At 72.0% G+C, this 14,536-nt stretch carries 10 protein-coding genes; 8 read left to right on the top strand and 2 right to left on the bottom strand.

Features of this window, described 5'->3' with window-relative positions:
• Positions 1-525: an NAD(P)H-dependent oxidoreductase gene (locus BLW57_RS04170; RefSeq protein WP_093472225.1), complete on the bottom strand. Its 525-nt coding sequence runs from the start codon at positions 523-525 to the stop codon at positions 1-3.
• Positions 526-561: 36 nt separating this feature from the next.
• Positions 562-1,344 carry a thioesterase II family protein gene (locus BLW57_RS04165; protein ID WP_176985451.1) on the bottom strand — a complete coding sequence of 261 codons (783 nt, stop codon included), beginning with the start codon at positions 1,342-1,344 and terminating at the stop codon, positions 562-564.
• A 1,309-nt stretch (positions 1,345-2,653) separates the two neighbouring features.
• Between BLW57_RS04165 and BLW57_RS04160 the strand changes: the two genes are divergently transcribed.
• The 8 genes from BLW57_RS04160 to BLW57_RS04125 are packed head-to-tail and all read left to right on the top strand — an operon-like array spanning position 2,654 to position 14,530.
• Positions 2,654-5,755, top strand: coding sequence for a non-ribosomal peptide synthetase (locus BLW57_RS04160; RefSeq protein ID WP_093472222.1), 3,102 nt, complete (start codon positions 2,654-2,656; stop codon positions 5,753-5,755).
• Complete coding sequence (locus BLW57_RS04155; protein WP_093472221.1) at positions 5,748-8,525, top strand: polyketide synthase; 2,778 nt, start codon at positions 5,748-5,750, stop codon at positions 8,523-8,525. The genes BLW57_RS04160 and BLW57_RS04155 overlap by 8 nt, the downstream gene beginning before the upstream one ends.
• A complete protein-coding gene (locus BLW57_RS04150) occupies positions 8,519-10,123 on the top strand; it encodes an aldehyde dehydrogenase family protein (RefSeq protein ID WP_256339379.1) in 1,605 nt (534 codons plus the stop codon). Before BLW57_RS04155 ends, BLW57_RS04150 begins: the two co-directional genes overlap by 7 nt.
• 8 nt (positions 10,124-10,131) lie before the next feature.
• Positions 10,132-11,259 (top strand): acyl-CoA dehydrogenase family protein, encoded by a 1,128-nt coding sequence (locus BLW57_RS04145; RefSeq protein ID WP_093480514.1) that lies wholly within the window; start codon positions 10,132-10,134, stop codon positions 11,257-11,259.
• The gene (locus BLW57_RS04140; protein WP_256339378.1) at positions 11,256-12,572 is read left to right on the top strand and encodes an aspartate aminotransferase family protein; all 1,317 of its coding nucleotides are present in this window, start codon (positions 11,256-11,258) and stop codon (positions 12,570-12,572) included. Before BLW57_RS04145 ends, BLW57_RS04140 begins: the two co-directional genes overlap by 4 nt.
• A gap of 1 nt (position 12,573) precedes the next feature.
• Positions 12,574-13,017, top strand: a complete 444-nt coding sequence (locus BLW57_RS04135; protein WP_093472219.1) for a type II toxin-antitoxin system RatA family toxin — start codon at positions 12,574-12,576, stop codon at positions 13,015-13,017.
• Positions 13,017-13,538 (top strand): hypothetical protein, encoded by a 522-nt coding sequence (locus tag BLW57_RS04130; protein ID WP_218138111.1) that lies wholly within the window; start codon positions 13,017-13,019, stop codon positions 13,536-13,538. Before BLW57_RS04135 ends, BLW57_RS04130 begins: the two co-directional genes overlap by 1 nt.
• Positions 13,535-14,530 carry a DUF2156 domain-containing protein gene (locus tag BLW57_RS04125; RefSeq protein WP_093472218.1) on the top strand — a complete coding sequence of 332 codons (996 nt, stop codon included), beginning with the start codon at positions 13,535-13,537 and terminating at the stop codon, positions 14,528-14,530. Before BLW57_RS04130 ends, BLW57_RS04125 begins: the two co-directional genes overlap by 4 nt.
• The last annotated feature ends 6 nt before the right edge of the window (positions 14,531-14,536 follow it).

Raw genomic sequence — 14,536 nt, 5'->3', positions numbered from 1 at the left:
TCAGACGCCGACCTGCGCGGCGCGGACCGCCGTGTGCAGGCGGTCCGCCGCCCGCTCCAGGGTGCTCGGGGTGGCTGCGTCGGCTCTCAGCTCCCGGGTGGTGAGGAAGCATCCGGGGACGACGTGACGGGCCCCCATGCTGTTCAGGACCGGCAGCAGCGCGAAGTCCAGCGCCAGCCCGTGCAGGGGGGAGTCGCCGGTCGCCAGCGGCAGGACTGCCTTCCCGCCCAGCGCGTCCCGGGGCAGGACGTCCAGGAAGACCTTCAACAGGCCGGAGAAGGACGCTTTGTAGACCGGAGTGCCAAGGACGACCCCATCGGCGGAGTCGAGCGCGGCTGCCGCCCGCTGCAGCGCCGGCGCGGTGGGGTCGGCCGCCATCAGGGGTGCCGCGGGCAGGTCCCGCACGGACAGCCAGCCCGTGTCGTGTCCCAGGTGTTCCAGCCGGGGCACGACGGCCCGCTGCAGTGCCGCCCGGGTGGTGGAGCGGGCGGACGGGCTCGCGCAGACGACGAGGATGGTTCCCATCCGGGCGTCCCTTCTCATTCCGGTAGTGGCTTGTGCTCAGTCGGCGACGAGGGCGCCGTCCCATTCGGTGTCGGTGCTGCTCCCCGACGCGAGCAGTGTCATGTCGGCCAGGAGCCGGGGTACCTCGTCGCTCTGCCAGGGGAAGAAGTGGTCGCCGTGCAGGATGCGCAGGCCCAGCCAGCGCCGGGTGAGGTGCTTCCACGGGACCATCAGCGGCGGCGGGTAGAGGGGGTCGTGGCGTCCCGCGAGTGCGATCAGTGGTACGTCGAGCGGAGCTCCCGGGGCCGGTGCGTCGGCCAGGATTCGCAGTCCCGCCCTGGCGGCTCCCAGTTCCGCCGTGCGCAGGCCGGGTGAGGCCGCGACGCCCGGTGGGGCCTGGCCGAGTCGGCCGAGGTGTGCCCTGAGCCGGTCCGGTCGCTCCGCGAGCACGCCGTTGGCCTTGCGGTCCAGTCGGTCGGCGGGACACAGGGCGGCCGGTACCAGGAGGGAGGGGGGTGCCCCCTCGGCGCACAGGCGGCGGGCCGTCTCGTAGGCCAGGAGCGCGCCGGTGCTGTGCCCGAACAGCACGAGAGGCGACGCGAGGGCCAGCGGGGCCAGCTCGCGGCTGACGTGGTGGACGATCCGCTCCACGCGCTCCTCGGGTTCCGTTCCGACCCGCGTCCCGTGGCCGGGCAGCTCGACGGAGGTGAGTTCCACCCCCCGGGGCAGCATCGGCGCCCAGGAGCGGTAGACGGAGGCTGAACCCGCGGTGCAGGGAAGACACACGATCCGGGCGCGGACGCGGGCGACGGGCTTCACGGTGCGGAGCCAGGAGTTCACAGGTCCTCCACGGGCCGGGGCGGGAACGCGAGGTGTGGTGTGGACGGGCGGGTGCCGTGCCCAAGCGGCAGCGGAGCACGGACGGCGTGGCGCGAGGTCCCGCGGCTCGCGCAGCCTCGGGCCGGGTCAGGGGCCGAGGCGGTCGTCCTCCGCCCGGCGTGCCGGGCGGAGGAAGGGGAGGTGATGCGGATCGAGCCGGCCGGGTGTACGGCGGCCGCGAACCGCCTTCCGCCGTAGATGAGATGGCGGATGCCCGGCCGCTCACGGAGGTGCCCGCAGGGGCGGGCGTTCCCGCCGGAACGGCAGGCATCCGGCCGGATCGCCGATGCCGTGGCGTGGGCGTGGAACGGAGACGTGGCGCGAGGCGGGTCCGGCATGTGAGGCCCGGCGGGGCCGGCCGGGCTCCTGCGGACGGTCATATCGGATCACGGCCGGAGCAGCGCATGGATTTCCCCCTGAGTGTGGTGCGGCGCAACCCGCCGCACGGAATTCCCGGCATGTCTGCGCGGGGCGGAATCGGATCGCCCGCCGTACTGCGGCAGGCGTACCGACGGAATCGGCGGACGAGGTCGGGTGATTGCGCCGACGAAGTTCGTCCAGTGGCGGTGGAAGTGGTCGTCCCGGCGGCGGTGAATGGCCGTTCGACGACTAACGGGGCGGCACAGTACTTGCCGGTAACCGGAAAAGCAACTGGCTTGCCAGGTGGCTGACGTAGGGACTCCGGTTGCGTGCGGCGTGCATGATCAACGCTTGACGGGAGCGAGGGTGATGCCTAGATTGGAACGAGTCGGATCGTTCTCAGTTGCGGGGGGACAGCCTCCGAGGCGCACTCCCGAAGCACGCGGAACAATCGCGACCGACTGCGAAAAACCCCACCCTGGCCAGGCACTTGACCATGTCGCCGGTGGGTCGGGCGGTGTCCGGGCGAGCCCGCTGCCGCTCATCATGCTCAATGAACGGGGGAGTTCATGAAGTTGGCATCACTCGCGCCACCCACTCACGTCCTGGCCGCGCTCGCCGGGATCGGCGCCTCGCAGGCCCACCGGGCCCTCTGATCCACTTCCAGGCCGTCACGCCGACCGGCGTGGCGAAGATTTCGCCTGCGTGAATTCGGCGCACCCGCACCGAGGAATCCAGCCCTCGTCGGGCCCGTGCATCACTCACGGGTGCCTTCCGCCGAATTCCCTCGTCACCCGACGTCGACGTGTGCTTTCCGCGTCGAATTCATACGACTCACGAGAAGTCCGGCTCATGCGGCTCGACTCCTGCCGCTACCGGGCCCCTGATGACGTGAAGTGGGAATCCATCCATGGAAACACAGTCTTCTGCCGCGCAAGCCACACCCGCGGAACTCAAGCTGTACACACACGCCCGGATACATCCCGAGGACCCCGCCTACAACCTCGCGGTGGCGTTCCGGATCACCGGCGACCTGGACCTGCCGCGCCTGCGACGAGTCCTCGGCCGGCTCGGCGCCGGCATCCGCGCCCTCAACACCTCGTTCGAACGCCACGAGGGACAGGTCCAGGCCGTCCACCGCCCCTGCCGGCGCAGCCCCGAGGACCTCGTACCCGTCACACGACTCGACGGCGACGGCCGCCGCACGGTCACCGACCTGCTCGCCCGGCAGGCCGACACACCTCTCGCGCCGGACGCCCCACGCCAGTTCGCCTTCCACCTCTACCGCGACGACGAAGCGGTCTACCTGACGATGTTCTTCTCCCATCTCGTCGCCGACGGCTACAGCCATTTCAACCTCGTAAGCGAGATCGCCCGGCTCTACGACGATCCCGATGCCGAGCTTCCCGACTCCGTGCTGGACGCGCCGTCCACGCTGGTCCGGCCGAGCCCACCGACCGAGCAGGCACTCGCCTTCTTCCGCGAGCAACTGGCCGGCATGACCGCCCTGGGCGACGACCGCCTCCAAGGCCGCCGCGGCCCCGACGGCATCCTCCACGGCGAGGAACGTCACCTGCTGCTCGGCACCGAGACCAGTGCGCTGGTCCGGCAGCGGGCCGCGGAACTCGGCTGCACGCCGTTCACCTTCTTCCTCGCCGCGTACCTCGTCACCTACGCCCGGTGCACCGGCGGCCGGACCCCCGTGGTGGGTGTCCCCTTCTCCAACCGCCGCGGTCCGCGCCAGCGCGCCGCCTTCGGCTACTTCGTCAACACCCTGCCGCTCGTGACCGACCTGACGCAGTACGACACCTTCGCCGACCTGTGCGTGTCGCTGGAGGAGAAGAAGACCGAGATGCTGCGGTACCAGGACTTCGACCTGGCGGCCGCCGCCCGCGACGTCTGTCCCGGCGCCCTGGACGGCCCGTTGAGCGCCGACCAGGCCTTCACGTACTACAAGCAGCCGCTGAAGGTCCGACTGGGCGACTGCACGGTGCAGCAGCTTCCGCTGCACCGCACGGCCGTCAAGTACCCGATGTCCATGAACGTCGAGGACCACGACTCGGACTTCGAGATCCATGCCGAGTGCTCCCACCGGCAGTGGGACCGCGACCCCCTGGCGGTGATGCACCACATCGTGCGTCTGGTGGCCGAAGCCCCCGAACGTCGCATCACCGAGCTGCCCGCCCTGGACGGCCCCGCCCGGCAGCGGCTGGAGGCGCTGGTCAACGCGCACCACGCCGAGGACCGGGACCCAGCCCTTCCGGCGTCCCTGGCGGACTGGTTCGAGTCCGTCGCCCTCGCCCACCCCGATCGCGCCGCCGTGGTCCACGACGGCGCCACCCTCACCTACCGCGAACTGAACGACCGTGCCGACCGCGTCGCCAGGCAGGTGGAGGCACACGCCCCGGGCGAGTACGTCGGCATCGCGATGCGCCGGAGCCCGCAGCTCATCGCAGCCGTCCTCGGGGTGCTCAAGGCCGGCCGGGCCTACGTGCCGCTGGACCCCAACTCGCCCGCCCCGCGCATCCACCAGATTCTCGACAGCTTCCCCGGCGGACTGCCGGTGATCGAGGACGAGAGCCGCTGGCCCGACGCGGAAGGACTGTCCCCCCTCCCCGCCGGTGACCCGGCCCGCCCCGAACAGACCGGCCCCGCCACGAGGCACCCCGACGACTGCGCCTACGTCATCTTCACCTCCGGATCGACCGGCCGCCCCAAGGGGGTGCGCGTCACCCACCGGAACGTGATGCGCCTGCTGGACGCCGCGCAGGGCGACTTCCGATTCGGCGCCGAGGACACCTGGAGCCTGTTCCACTCCTACGCCTTCGACTTCTCCGTATGGGAGATCTTCGGCGCCCTCCTCCACGGCGGCCGCCTGGTCATCGTCCCGGAAGACACCGCCAGGTCCCCCGAGGACTTCCGGCGGCTGCTCGTCCGCGAGCGGGTCACCGTGCTCAACCAGACCCCGTCCGCCTTCAACCAGCTGCTGAAGGTGCTGCGCCCCACGGACGCCGACGACCTGGCGGTCCGGCACGTCGTCTTCGGCGGCGAAGCCCTGCGCTACGCCGCGCTCCGCCCCTGGTTCGACCTGATGGGCGAACGCGCACAGCTCGTCAACATGTACGGCATCACCGAGACCACGGTGCACGTCACCCGTCACGAGGTGACGGCCGACCAGGCCGAGACGGAGACCGCCTCGGTGATCGGCCGCCCGCTGCCCCACCTCACCGTCCGCGTGGTGGACGAGGACGGCCACGCCTGCCCGCCGGGGGTCCCCGGCGAGATCCTGGTCGGCGGGGCCGGCGTCACCCTCGGCTACCTGGGACGACCCGACCTGAACGACGAGCGGTTCCCGGTGGTCGACGGCCACCGCGTCTACCGCAGCGGAGACCTCGGCCTGATCCGGCCCGACGGCACGCTGGTCCACCTCGGACGGATGGACACGCAGGTACAGCTGCGTGGCTTCCGCATCGAGCTGGGCGAGATCGAGTCCGCCTACCTCGCCGTCACCGGCGTCGTGGAGTGCACCGTCCGACTGGACGAGCGCGAACCCGAACACCCGTCCCTCGTGGCCTTCGTGGCCGGCCCGGACCTGCCGCCCGACGCCAAGATCCGCCAGGAGGTGCGCGACCGGCTGCCCGCCTACATGGTGCCCGCCCGCGTCGTGCGGGCACCCGCCCTGCCCCTGACCGTCAACGGCAAGGTCGACGACGCGGCCCTGCCCTGGCCCCTCCTCACCGACCAGCCCACGAGCCCGGCCCCGGCAGCCGCGGGCACCACGGCCGCCACGGTGCACCAGGTGTGGAGCCGGGTGCTGCACACCACCGCCTTCGGTCCCGACGACAACTTCTTCGACGTCGGCGGCACCTCCCTGCACATCGTCGAGGTCCACCGCCTGCTCCAGGAGGAACTCGACGTTCCCGGGCTGGAGATGCTCCAGCTCTTCACCCACACCACCGTGCGCCGGCTCGCGGCGCACATCGAATCGACACGGGGGACAGCACATGCCTGACAGCCGGACGAGTGGCAGCGCCATAGCGATCGTGGGCATGGCCGGTCGCTTCCCCGGGGCCCGGGACACCACGGAGCTCTGGGAAGGCCTGATGGCGGGAAAGGAGTCGGTCCGGCGCTTCGAGGACGACGAACTGGCCGCCGCGGGTGTGCCCGCCGAACAGGCCGACGCCGACGGATACGTACGCCGTGGCGCCGACATCGCGGACGCCGACCTGTTCGACGCCCGCTTCTTCGACGTCACCCAGCGGGACGCCAAGCTCATGGACCCGCAGCACCGGATCTTCCTGACCTGCGCCTGGCGGGCGATGGAGGACGCCGGCACCGCGCCGGGCCCCGACTACGGCCCCGTGGGTGTCTTCGCCGGCACCAGCCTCAGCACCTACTTGCTCTCCAACGTACTGGCGTCGAAGGAGTTCGCCGGCACGGCCCTCAGCTACCCGGTGCTCCTCGGCAACGACAAGGACTTCCTGGCGACCCGCGTGTCGTACAAGCTCAACCTGAACGGCCCGGGCCTGAGCGTCCAGACCGCCTGCTCCAGTTCCCTCACCGCGGTGCACCTGGCCTGCGCCGCCCTCGAGCGCGGCGAGATCAAGGCGGCTCTGGCGGGAGGCGTCAGCATCACCGTGCCGCAGACCGGCGGCTACCGCTACCAGCAGGGCGGCATCCTGTCCCCGGACGGCCACTGCCGCCCGTTCGACGCCGACGCGGCCGGCACGGTCAAGGGCAACGGCTGCGGAGTCGTCGTCCTCAAACGGCTGGCCGACGCCCTCGCCGAGGGAGACCGCATCTACGCCGTGATCCGTGGCACCGCCGTCAACAACGACGGCTCCGACAAGGTCGGCTTCACGGCCCCCGGCCCGAACGGCCAGCAGTCGGTCATCCGTGCCGCCCTGGAGGCCTCCGCCCTCGACGCGGCGGACATCGGCTACGTCGAGGCGCACGGCACCGGCACAGCCGTCGGCGACCCCCTGGAGCTGATGTCGCTCGCCGCCGCCTACCGCGCGGCCGGCGGACCCGCCCCCGACTGCCGCATCGGCAGTGTGAAGGCCAACGTCGGCCACCTCGACGCGGCGGCCGGGATCACCGGTCTCATCAAGACGGCCCTCGCACTGCACCGCCAGGCCGTGCCGGCGCAGATCAACTTCGACCGGCCGAGTCCGCACACCGACCGCACGCTGCCGTTCACGGTGCCGACCGAACCCGTCCACTACGCGGACACACCGCTCGCCGCGGCCGCGGTCAGCTCCTTCGGCCTCGGCGGCACGAACGTGCACTGCGTCCTCGAGGCCGCTCCCGCACCCACCGTGCCCGCCGACGAGGAGGCCGGGGTCCACCCGCTCGTCCTCAGCGCCCGCGACGACGAGGCGCTGCGCACCGTAGCGACCGAGCTCCTGCACCACCTCGCCGACGACGCGACCGCCCCCACGGTCCGGGACCTGGCCTACACCCTGTTCACCGGCCGTGCCCGGATGGCCGCCACGCGCGTCCTCGACGTCACCACCCTCCAGGAGGTGCGGGCCGGACTGCGCGCGGTCGCCGCGGGGGCGGCCGCCGGCGAGGAACAGCCGCCCGCCCACTGGCCGGGAGCCCCGGGACGCAAGGTCTCCCTCCCCGGCCACCCGCTGCACGAGGAAAGCCATTGGATCCGGCCCGACCTCGAGCCGGCCGTGCCCGCAAGGGACTCCGCGCCGCCGATACCGGCCGGCAGCACCCGTCCTCCCGCGTCCGGCCGGGGCGCCACGGGCCGCACCCTGTCACGGGTCCTGTCCGTCCTGGAACAGCACCTGGCCATGGCGGACATCGCCCCCGACGACGACTTCCACGACCTGGGAGGCGACTCGATGCTCGCGGTCGAGGTCACCACCTGCCTGTGCGAGGAGTTCGGCGTCGATCTCGGCCACGACGAGTTCACCGAACTGCGCACGGCGGAGCGGATCGCGGAACGGCTGGACGCCCTCGTCACCGGCGCGGGCACCCCGTCGGACGGCCTCGTCAGCCTGCGGGAGGGCACCGGCCGGCCGCTGTACCTGGTACACCCCGCCGGCGGAACCAACTTCGTCTACACCGGACTGGTCGCCCACTCCCGGTCGGCCGTACCCCTGACCGCCCTGTCCTTCCCCGCCGACGTGAGCACCGCACCCAGCTCCCTGCGCGGGCTGGCCGCGCTGTACCTGGAGCGCATCCGCGCCCGGCAGCCCCACGGCCCCTACCGGCTCGGCGGCTACTCCTTCGGCGGCAACGTGGCCTACGAGATGGCGCTCCAGCTCCAGGCCGCCGGCGAGGAGGTCGAGGCACTGGTGATGCTGGACAGCTACCCGCCCGAGACCTACGTCGGCCGGCACCTGAGCGACGAGGAGTTCTCCGACGCCTTCCCGCTGCTCCTGGATGCCGTCGCGGAGGACGGGCCGGACGTCCAGGAGCTGCGCGCAAAGGGCTTCTACCAGATCTGGAAGCACAACTACGACCTGCTCAAGGCGCACTATCCCGACCAGCGGTTCCGCGGGGACGCGGTCCTCCTGCGCGCGGAGGAGGCCGGCAACACCCTCCGGCTGGACACCGCACTGCGCATGAACCTGGTCGACAAGACGCTGTGGCAAGCGCACCTGTCGGGACACCTGACCGTGCGCAAGGTGCTCGGCGACCACTTCTCCATGTTCGCCGAAGGGGAGCCCGTGCGGGCCCTGGCCGCAGCCTTCGACGAGACCGTCTCCGCTTTCCACCGTGCCGACGCCGGCGGCGCCGGCCAGGAGGTGAACCGACCGTGCTGACCTACGGTTCCTACATCGGCGGCAACCAGACCTACTCCGGCGAGTGGACCCACACCGTGCGAGCGTCCGCCATGCTCGACGACGTCATCGGCTCCATTCGCACCAAGCGCGACCTCGACCGGGGCAGGCTGCCCGCCGACCGGGCCCCCGAGTCGGTGATCGGCCGCTGCGCGGTGGGCGACCACCACGACGTCGAAGCCGCGCTGGCCGCCGCCTCCGCCGCGGTCCGCACCTGGGCCGCCACGCCCCTGCGGCACCGTCTGCGGTTCGTGGCCGAACTGCACCGGCTCACCCGGGAGAAGCACGACGACATCGTCGAGATGCTGGTGGCCGAGGGCCATCCGCGGGCCCTCGCCCGCTGGGAGGTGTCCGGCATCCTCGTCAACACCCGCGAGGACACCAGGGACTTCCTGGCCACGCAGCTGGAACAGCACATCGACGCGGGCGAGCGGCGGTTCACCCTGCGCCGGGTGGCCGACGGCGTCGTCTGCCTCAACCCCCCGCAGAACGCCACCCTGGCCAACGCGATGCTCGGAGCGTGGGCACTGGCCGCGGGCAACGCCCTGGTCGTCCGCGCGCCCCGGAGCGCCCCGCTGGGCGTCCTGCACGCCATGCACGAACTGGTGGTCCCCGCCCTGGAGCACGCCGGAGCCCCACCCGAAGTACTGTCCGTCGTCTGCTCCGACGCCCCGCAGACACTTCAGCAGTGGCTGAACAGCCCGCTGGTCGACGACATCATGTACTTCGGCGGCAGCGAACAGGGCGTGGCGTTCGGCGCCGAGTGCGTCCGGCACGGCAAGAAGCCCGTACTGGAACTGGCCGGCAACGACACCTGCGTGGTCTGGCGCGACGCCGACCTGGACCTGGCCGCCGCCGCCCTCGCCGAGGCGTTCTACGGCTCCGGACAGATCTGCATGGTGCCGAACTGCGCGGTGGTCCACCCGGATGTCGCCGACGAACTGCTGCACAAGCTGGGCGAACTGGCCCGCCGTATCAGGCCGGGAATGCCCGAGGAGCCCGACGTCCTGCTGTCCCCGGTCCGGCGCACCGACGCCTTCCAGGAGGTGCTGGGCGAGGCCCTCGACCGCGGGGCCCGGCTGGTGTGCGGCGGCCGGCGGCTCGACGTGGACGGCACGCCGAACGAGGTCAGCGGCATGTTCCTGGAGCCCACCGTGATCCGCGTGGACGGGCTCAAGTCGGCGCGCGACCTGCGCGCCGTACGTGAGGAGACGTTCTTCCCGCTGCTTCCGGTGGTGGTGCCCGACGCGTCGGACGCGGACCTGCTCGAACAGGTCGTGGAGTTCACCGACGCCAACCAGTACGGACTGCGCAACTCGCTGTGGGCGCGGGACCCCGAGGTGGTGCGGGCGTTCGTGGCCGGCGTGCGCAGCGGCGGCCTGCTCAAGGTCAACGACTCCCACATCGGATTCCTGCCCGTGCTGCCCACCCACGGCGGCACCGGCCTCACCGGCGGTCCCGGCGGCGAGGCCAACTACCCGGCGCTGCGTACCAGCCACCTCCAGGGCGTGAGCGTGGCCACCGGGATCGATCCGGCCGGCGCCGTGTTCGCCGGCACCGACGAACGGGGGACCCTGTGATCCGCGCGATGGACCTCGCACGGCAGACGTGCGACAAGACGCTGCCCGGCCTGGCCGAGCGCCTTCAGCACCGGGCGCTCACCGAGCTGGAGTCCCCGGGCAACGACGGCCTGGAGGCGTTCCGGGCCGCGGGTGGCCCTGGCCTGCTGGTTCCCGGCACCTACGGCGGCCGGGGCGCGACGGCACTGGAAGCGGTCCGAGTGACCCGGGCGCTGGGCGCGCTGTCGCCCTCGCTGGCCGTCGCCACCGCCATGCACAACTTCTCGGTGGCCTCCCTGGTGGCCCTGGTCGCCTCGGCCGACGCCGGCGGCCTCGAGTGGCTGCTGATCGAGGGCATCGCCAGGGACGGACTGCTGGTGGCGTCCGGCTTCGCCGAGGGCCGCGCAGGCGCAGGAATCCTGGACGCGGCGGTCACCGCGACTCCGGTGGAGGGCGGTTTCCTGGTCAATGGCTCCAAGAAGCCGTGCAGTCTGTCCCGTTCGATGCACCTGCTCACCGCGGGTGTGGCGCTGCCGGGCGCGGACGGCACGAGCGAGCTGGGCGTGGCGCTGGTCCCGGCCGAATCCGCCGGGATCACCCGCCGGCCGTTCTGGGGGGCGCCGTTCCTCGCCGGCGCCGAGAGCGACGAGATCGTACTGGAGAACGTGCACGTGCCGCCCGAGCTGATGCTCCGCCCCCAGGTGGAGCTCGGCACGGGGATGGACACGCTCCAGACCGTGGGTTTCGTGTGGTTCGAGCTGCTCGTGACGTCCGCGTACACGGGCGCGGTGGGCCGGCTGGCCGAGGCTGCGCTCAGGTCGGGCCGGGGCAGCACGACGGACCGGGCCTCTCTGGTCACCGGCCTGGAGGCGGCGGCGGGCCTCGCGGAGAACGTCGCCCACACGGTGGACGCCGAGGTCGTCGGCAACCCTGAGCTCGGAGCGGCGCTCACCGCCCGCTACGCGGTGCAGGAGCTGCTGGTCGACACGGCCGATCTGGCCGCCGAGCTGCTGGGCGGGCTGGCCTTCGCCGCGTCGCCCGACACCGGCCATCTCCTGGCCGTCAGCAGGGCGTTGGCCTTCCACCCGCCGTCCCGCACCGCCACCGCCCAGGCGCTGCTCGACCACCACGCCGGCGACCCGCTGAGGGTGCTGTGAACACGACAGGAGGAACAGCGCGGCAGCAACCGCCGACCAGCAGGGGCAACACGACGGCGGACCTGTACAAGGCGCACCTGAGCAGCGGCCGCGGACGGCTCGGGGAGATGTTCGGCGGGCACGTCGAGTCGTCGTCGTACGGCTCCCGGGTGCGCACCGAGGACGGCCGGTCCTTCCTCAACTGCGGTGGCTACGGCGTGTTTCTCGCCGGTGCCTGCCACCCCAGGGTGGTGGCCGCCGTCGAGCGGCAGATCCGCACGCATCCGCTGTCCACCCGGCTGCTGCTCGACCCCGGCGCGGGGCGGGCCGCCGCCGCGCTGGCCCGGGTCGCCCCCGAGGGACTGAACCGGGTGCACTTCTGCGGGTCGGGCGCCGAGGCCGTGGAGGCCGCGCTGAAGCTGGCACGCTGCCACGGGCACCGCAGGATCGTCGCCACCGAGGGCGGCTTCCACGGCAAGACCTTCGGTGCCCTGTCCGCCACCGGCAAGGAGCTTTACCGCGCGCCGTTCGTGCCGCTGCTGCCGGACACCGCCCACGTCCCGTTCGGTGATGCCGAGGCACTCGCCCGTGAGCTCGGCCCCGACGGCTCGGACGCCGTGGTCGTCGTCGAACCCGTCCAGGGCGAGGCGGGCGTGGTGATACCGCCACCCGGCTATCTCCGGGCCGTGGCGGCTCTGTGCGCCGAGAGGGGTGCCTTCTTCGTCCTGGACGAGGTGATGACCGGACTGGGCCGGCTCGGCCACTGGTGGGGCGCCGACCGGGAGGGCGTGGTGCCCGACGTGCTGCTCGTCGGCAAGGCCCTCAGCGGCGGTGTGATCCCCGTGGCCGCGGCCGTTGCCACCGAACGCGCCTTCGCACCCTTCGACCGGGACCCGTTCATCCATACCTCCACCTTCGCCGCCGCCCCCGTGGCGATGGCTGCCGCGGCGAGCGCGGTCGAAGTCATCGAGGACGAGCAACTGGTGCAGCGTGCCCGCACTCTGGGGACGGCGCTCCTGTCACACATCGCCCACGCGGTCGCCGAGCACTGCCCCCACCTGGTCCGGGAGGTCCGCGGGGAGGGGCTGCTCATCGGCGTCGAGTTCCACGACGCGGGCCTGGCGGGCGAGTTCCTGCTGGAACTCCTGCACCGCGACGTGATCGTCAACCATTCCCTCAACGCCCACGCCGTGGTCCGGCTGACCCCGCCCGCCGTCCTCACGGACACGGAGGCACAGGAACTGACCGAAGCCGTACGGCAGTCGGCCCGAACCCTGGGTGAACGCTTCCCCCACCGCCCCGACTCCACCAACCCGCCGACAGGAGGGCGCTGAGATGCGCTCGGTACGACTCGACTTCCAGGCGCACGGCGTCGCCGCCGCCGACGCCTACGCCCGGATCCGGGACTTCGCCCGCTACCCGGACCTCGTGGACACCGTTCGGAAGGTGACGGTCCACCCGACGCTCGACGACGGATCCCTGCACAGCGACTGGGAAGTCGACTTCCGCAACGGCGTGCTCGCCTGGTCCGAGGAGGACGTCTTCGACGACGGTGCGCTGAGCATCTCCTTCCGGCAACTGCACGGGGACTTCGAGGCGTTCGACGGCGCGTGGAGCGTCGAGGGCAGTGGCGACGGCGCCCGCGTGGCCTTCACCGCCGGTTTCGACTTCGGTCTGCCCACCTTGGCCAACATCGTGGACCCGGTGGCGGAGCGCGTCCTGCGAGAGACCATCGAGCACATACTCCGTGCGCTGCTCGGCGCGGGGGAGGTGCTCTGATGGACCCGCTGAACCGCTTCGAGACGCCCGTGACCTTCCGCCTGCTGCGGGCCGAGTACGCGGCCGGACTGCTCCTCAGCGCGGGCCTGATGTTCGCCCACTGGGACGCGATCAACTGGCCGGTGGCCGTCGGCATGTTCGCGTACATCGACATCTTCGGTTACCTGCCCGGCGCGTGGGCGCACCACCGGGCCAAGGGCAGGCCGATCCACCGCGGTTACTACGTGCTGTACAACACGATGCACAGCTGGCTGACGGCCGGCGCGGTCGTGGCGCTGTGGGGCTGGCTGGTGCACTGGGAGTGGGCCCTGCTGGCCGTGCCGGTCCACCTGTGCGGCGACAGGGGGCTGCTGGGCAACTTCCTCAAGCCGTTCGGCGTGGCCTTCGAACCCAGGGCGCATCCGGCGTTCACCGCCTTCGAACAGGCTCTGGCCGCCGCCCCCGAGGGGCCGGGGGCGGCACGGCCTGCCGAGGTGCCGGCCACCGTCGGTCGCGCGGCGGCCGCCGGAGACACCCGATGACGCGGCAGGGTGCCGGGGAGATCACGCTCCTCGGCGCCCACGCCGACCATCCCAGTGGTGCACTCGCCCTCAACGAGGCCACCGCACGATGGTCCGGCAGCCGGGTCCCCGGAATCGTCGCCTACCGGCGATCGGGACGCCATGTCGTCCAGTTCGGCGGGCCTTTCGCCGCCACGGCCGACAGAGGAGCGCTGCTCGACGAGTTCCTCGACCGGGTGGTGGCAGGCGGTGCACGCCCCGCACGGCTGACGGCCGCTCAGCTCCGTTCCGATGATGTGGGGCTGTACGAGGCCCGCGGATGTACGGTCAACCAGATCGGCACCTCCTACAGCATCGCCCTGTCCGCGTTCACCCTGCGCGGCCGGCGGCTGGCGAAGGTCCGGCAGAACGTCGCCCGCGCCCGCCGGGAGGGCGTCACGGTCCACGAGGTCGACTCCCGGTCGCCCGAGCAGTCGGAACTGGATGCGGTGGACACCGTATGGCTGAAGGCCAAGGGGCGCCATGTGAAGGAGCTGTCCTTCCTGATCGGCGAGCGGGGCGGCCCCGGCGCCGCGCTGCGCCGCACCTTCGTCGCCCGGCAGGAGGGCAGGGTCGTCGGCTACGTCACCTACTCCCCGGCCTGGGGTGCCCGGCCGGGATGGCTGTACGACCTGACGAGGCGCACACCGCAGGCCCCGGTAGGCACGATCGAGCTCGTCAACCTGACGGCGCTGGAGATGTTCCGTGCGGAGGGGACGGCCTGGCTGCACCTCGGGCTGACACCGTTCGCCGGCCTGAGCGACCGGCACGAGCCGGCGTCGGCCTCCCGGCGGCTGAACCGCGCGCTGCGCCTGGTCGCCGAGCACGGCAGGGCGGTCTACCCGGCCCGGACGCAGGAGGCGTTCAAGCTCAAGTGGGACCCGCAGGTCCTGGAGCCGGAGTACGCCGCCTTCCAGGGCGGCGTCCGTCCCGGCGCGGTGTGGAATCTGCTGAGACTGACCAACTCCGTCTGAGTCCGG

Source organism: Streptomyces sp. 1222.5 (genome assembly GCF_900105245.1).
Classification (GTDB): Bacteria; Actinomycetota; Actinomycetes; order Streptomycetales; family Streptomycetaceae; genus Streptomyces; species Streptomyces albidocamelliae.
This window is presented reverse-complemented; position numbering and strand designations above follow the sequence as displayed.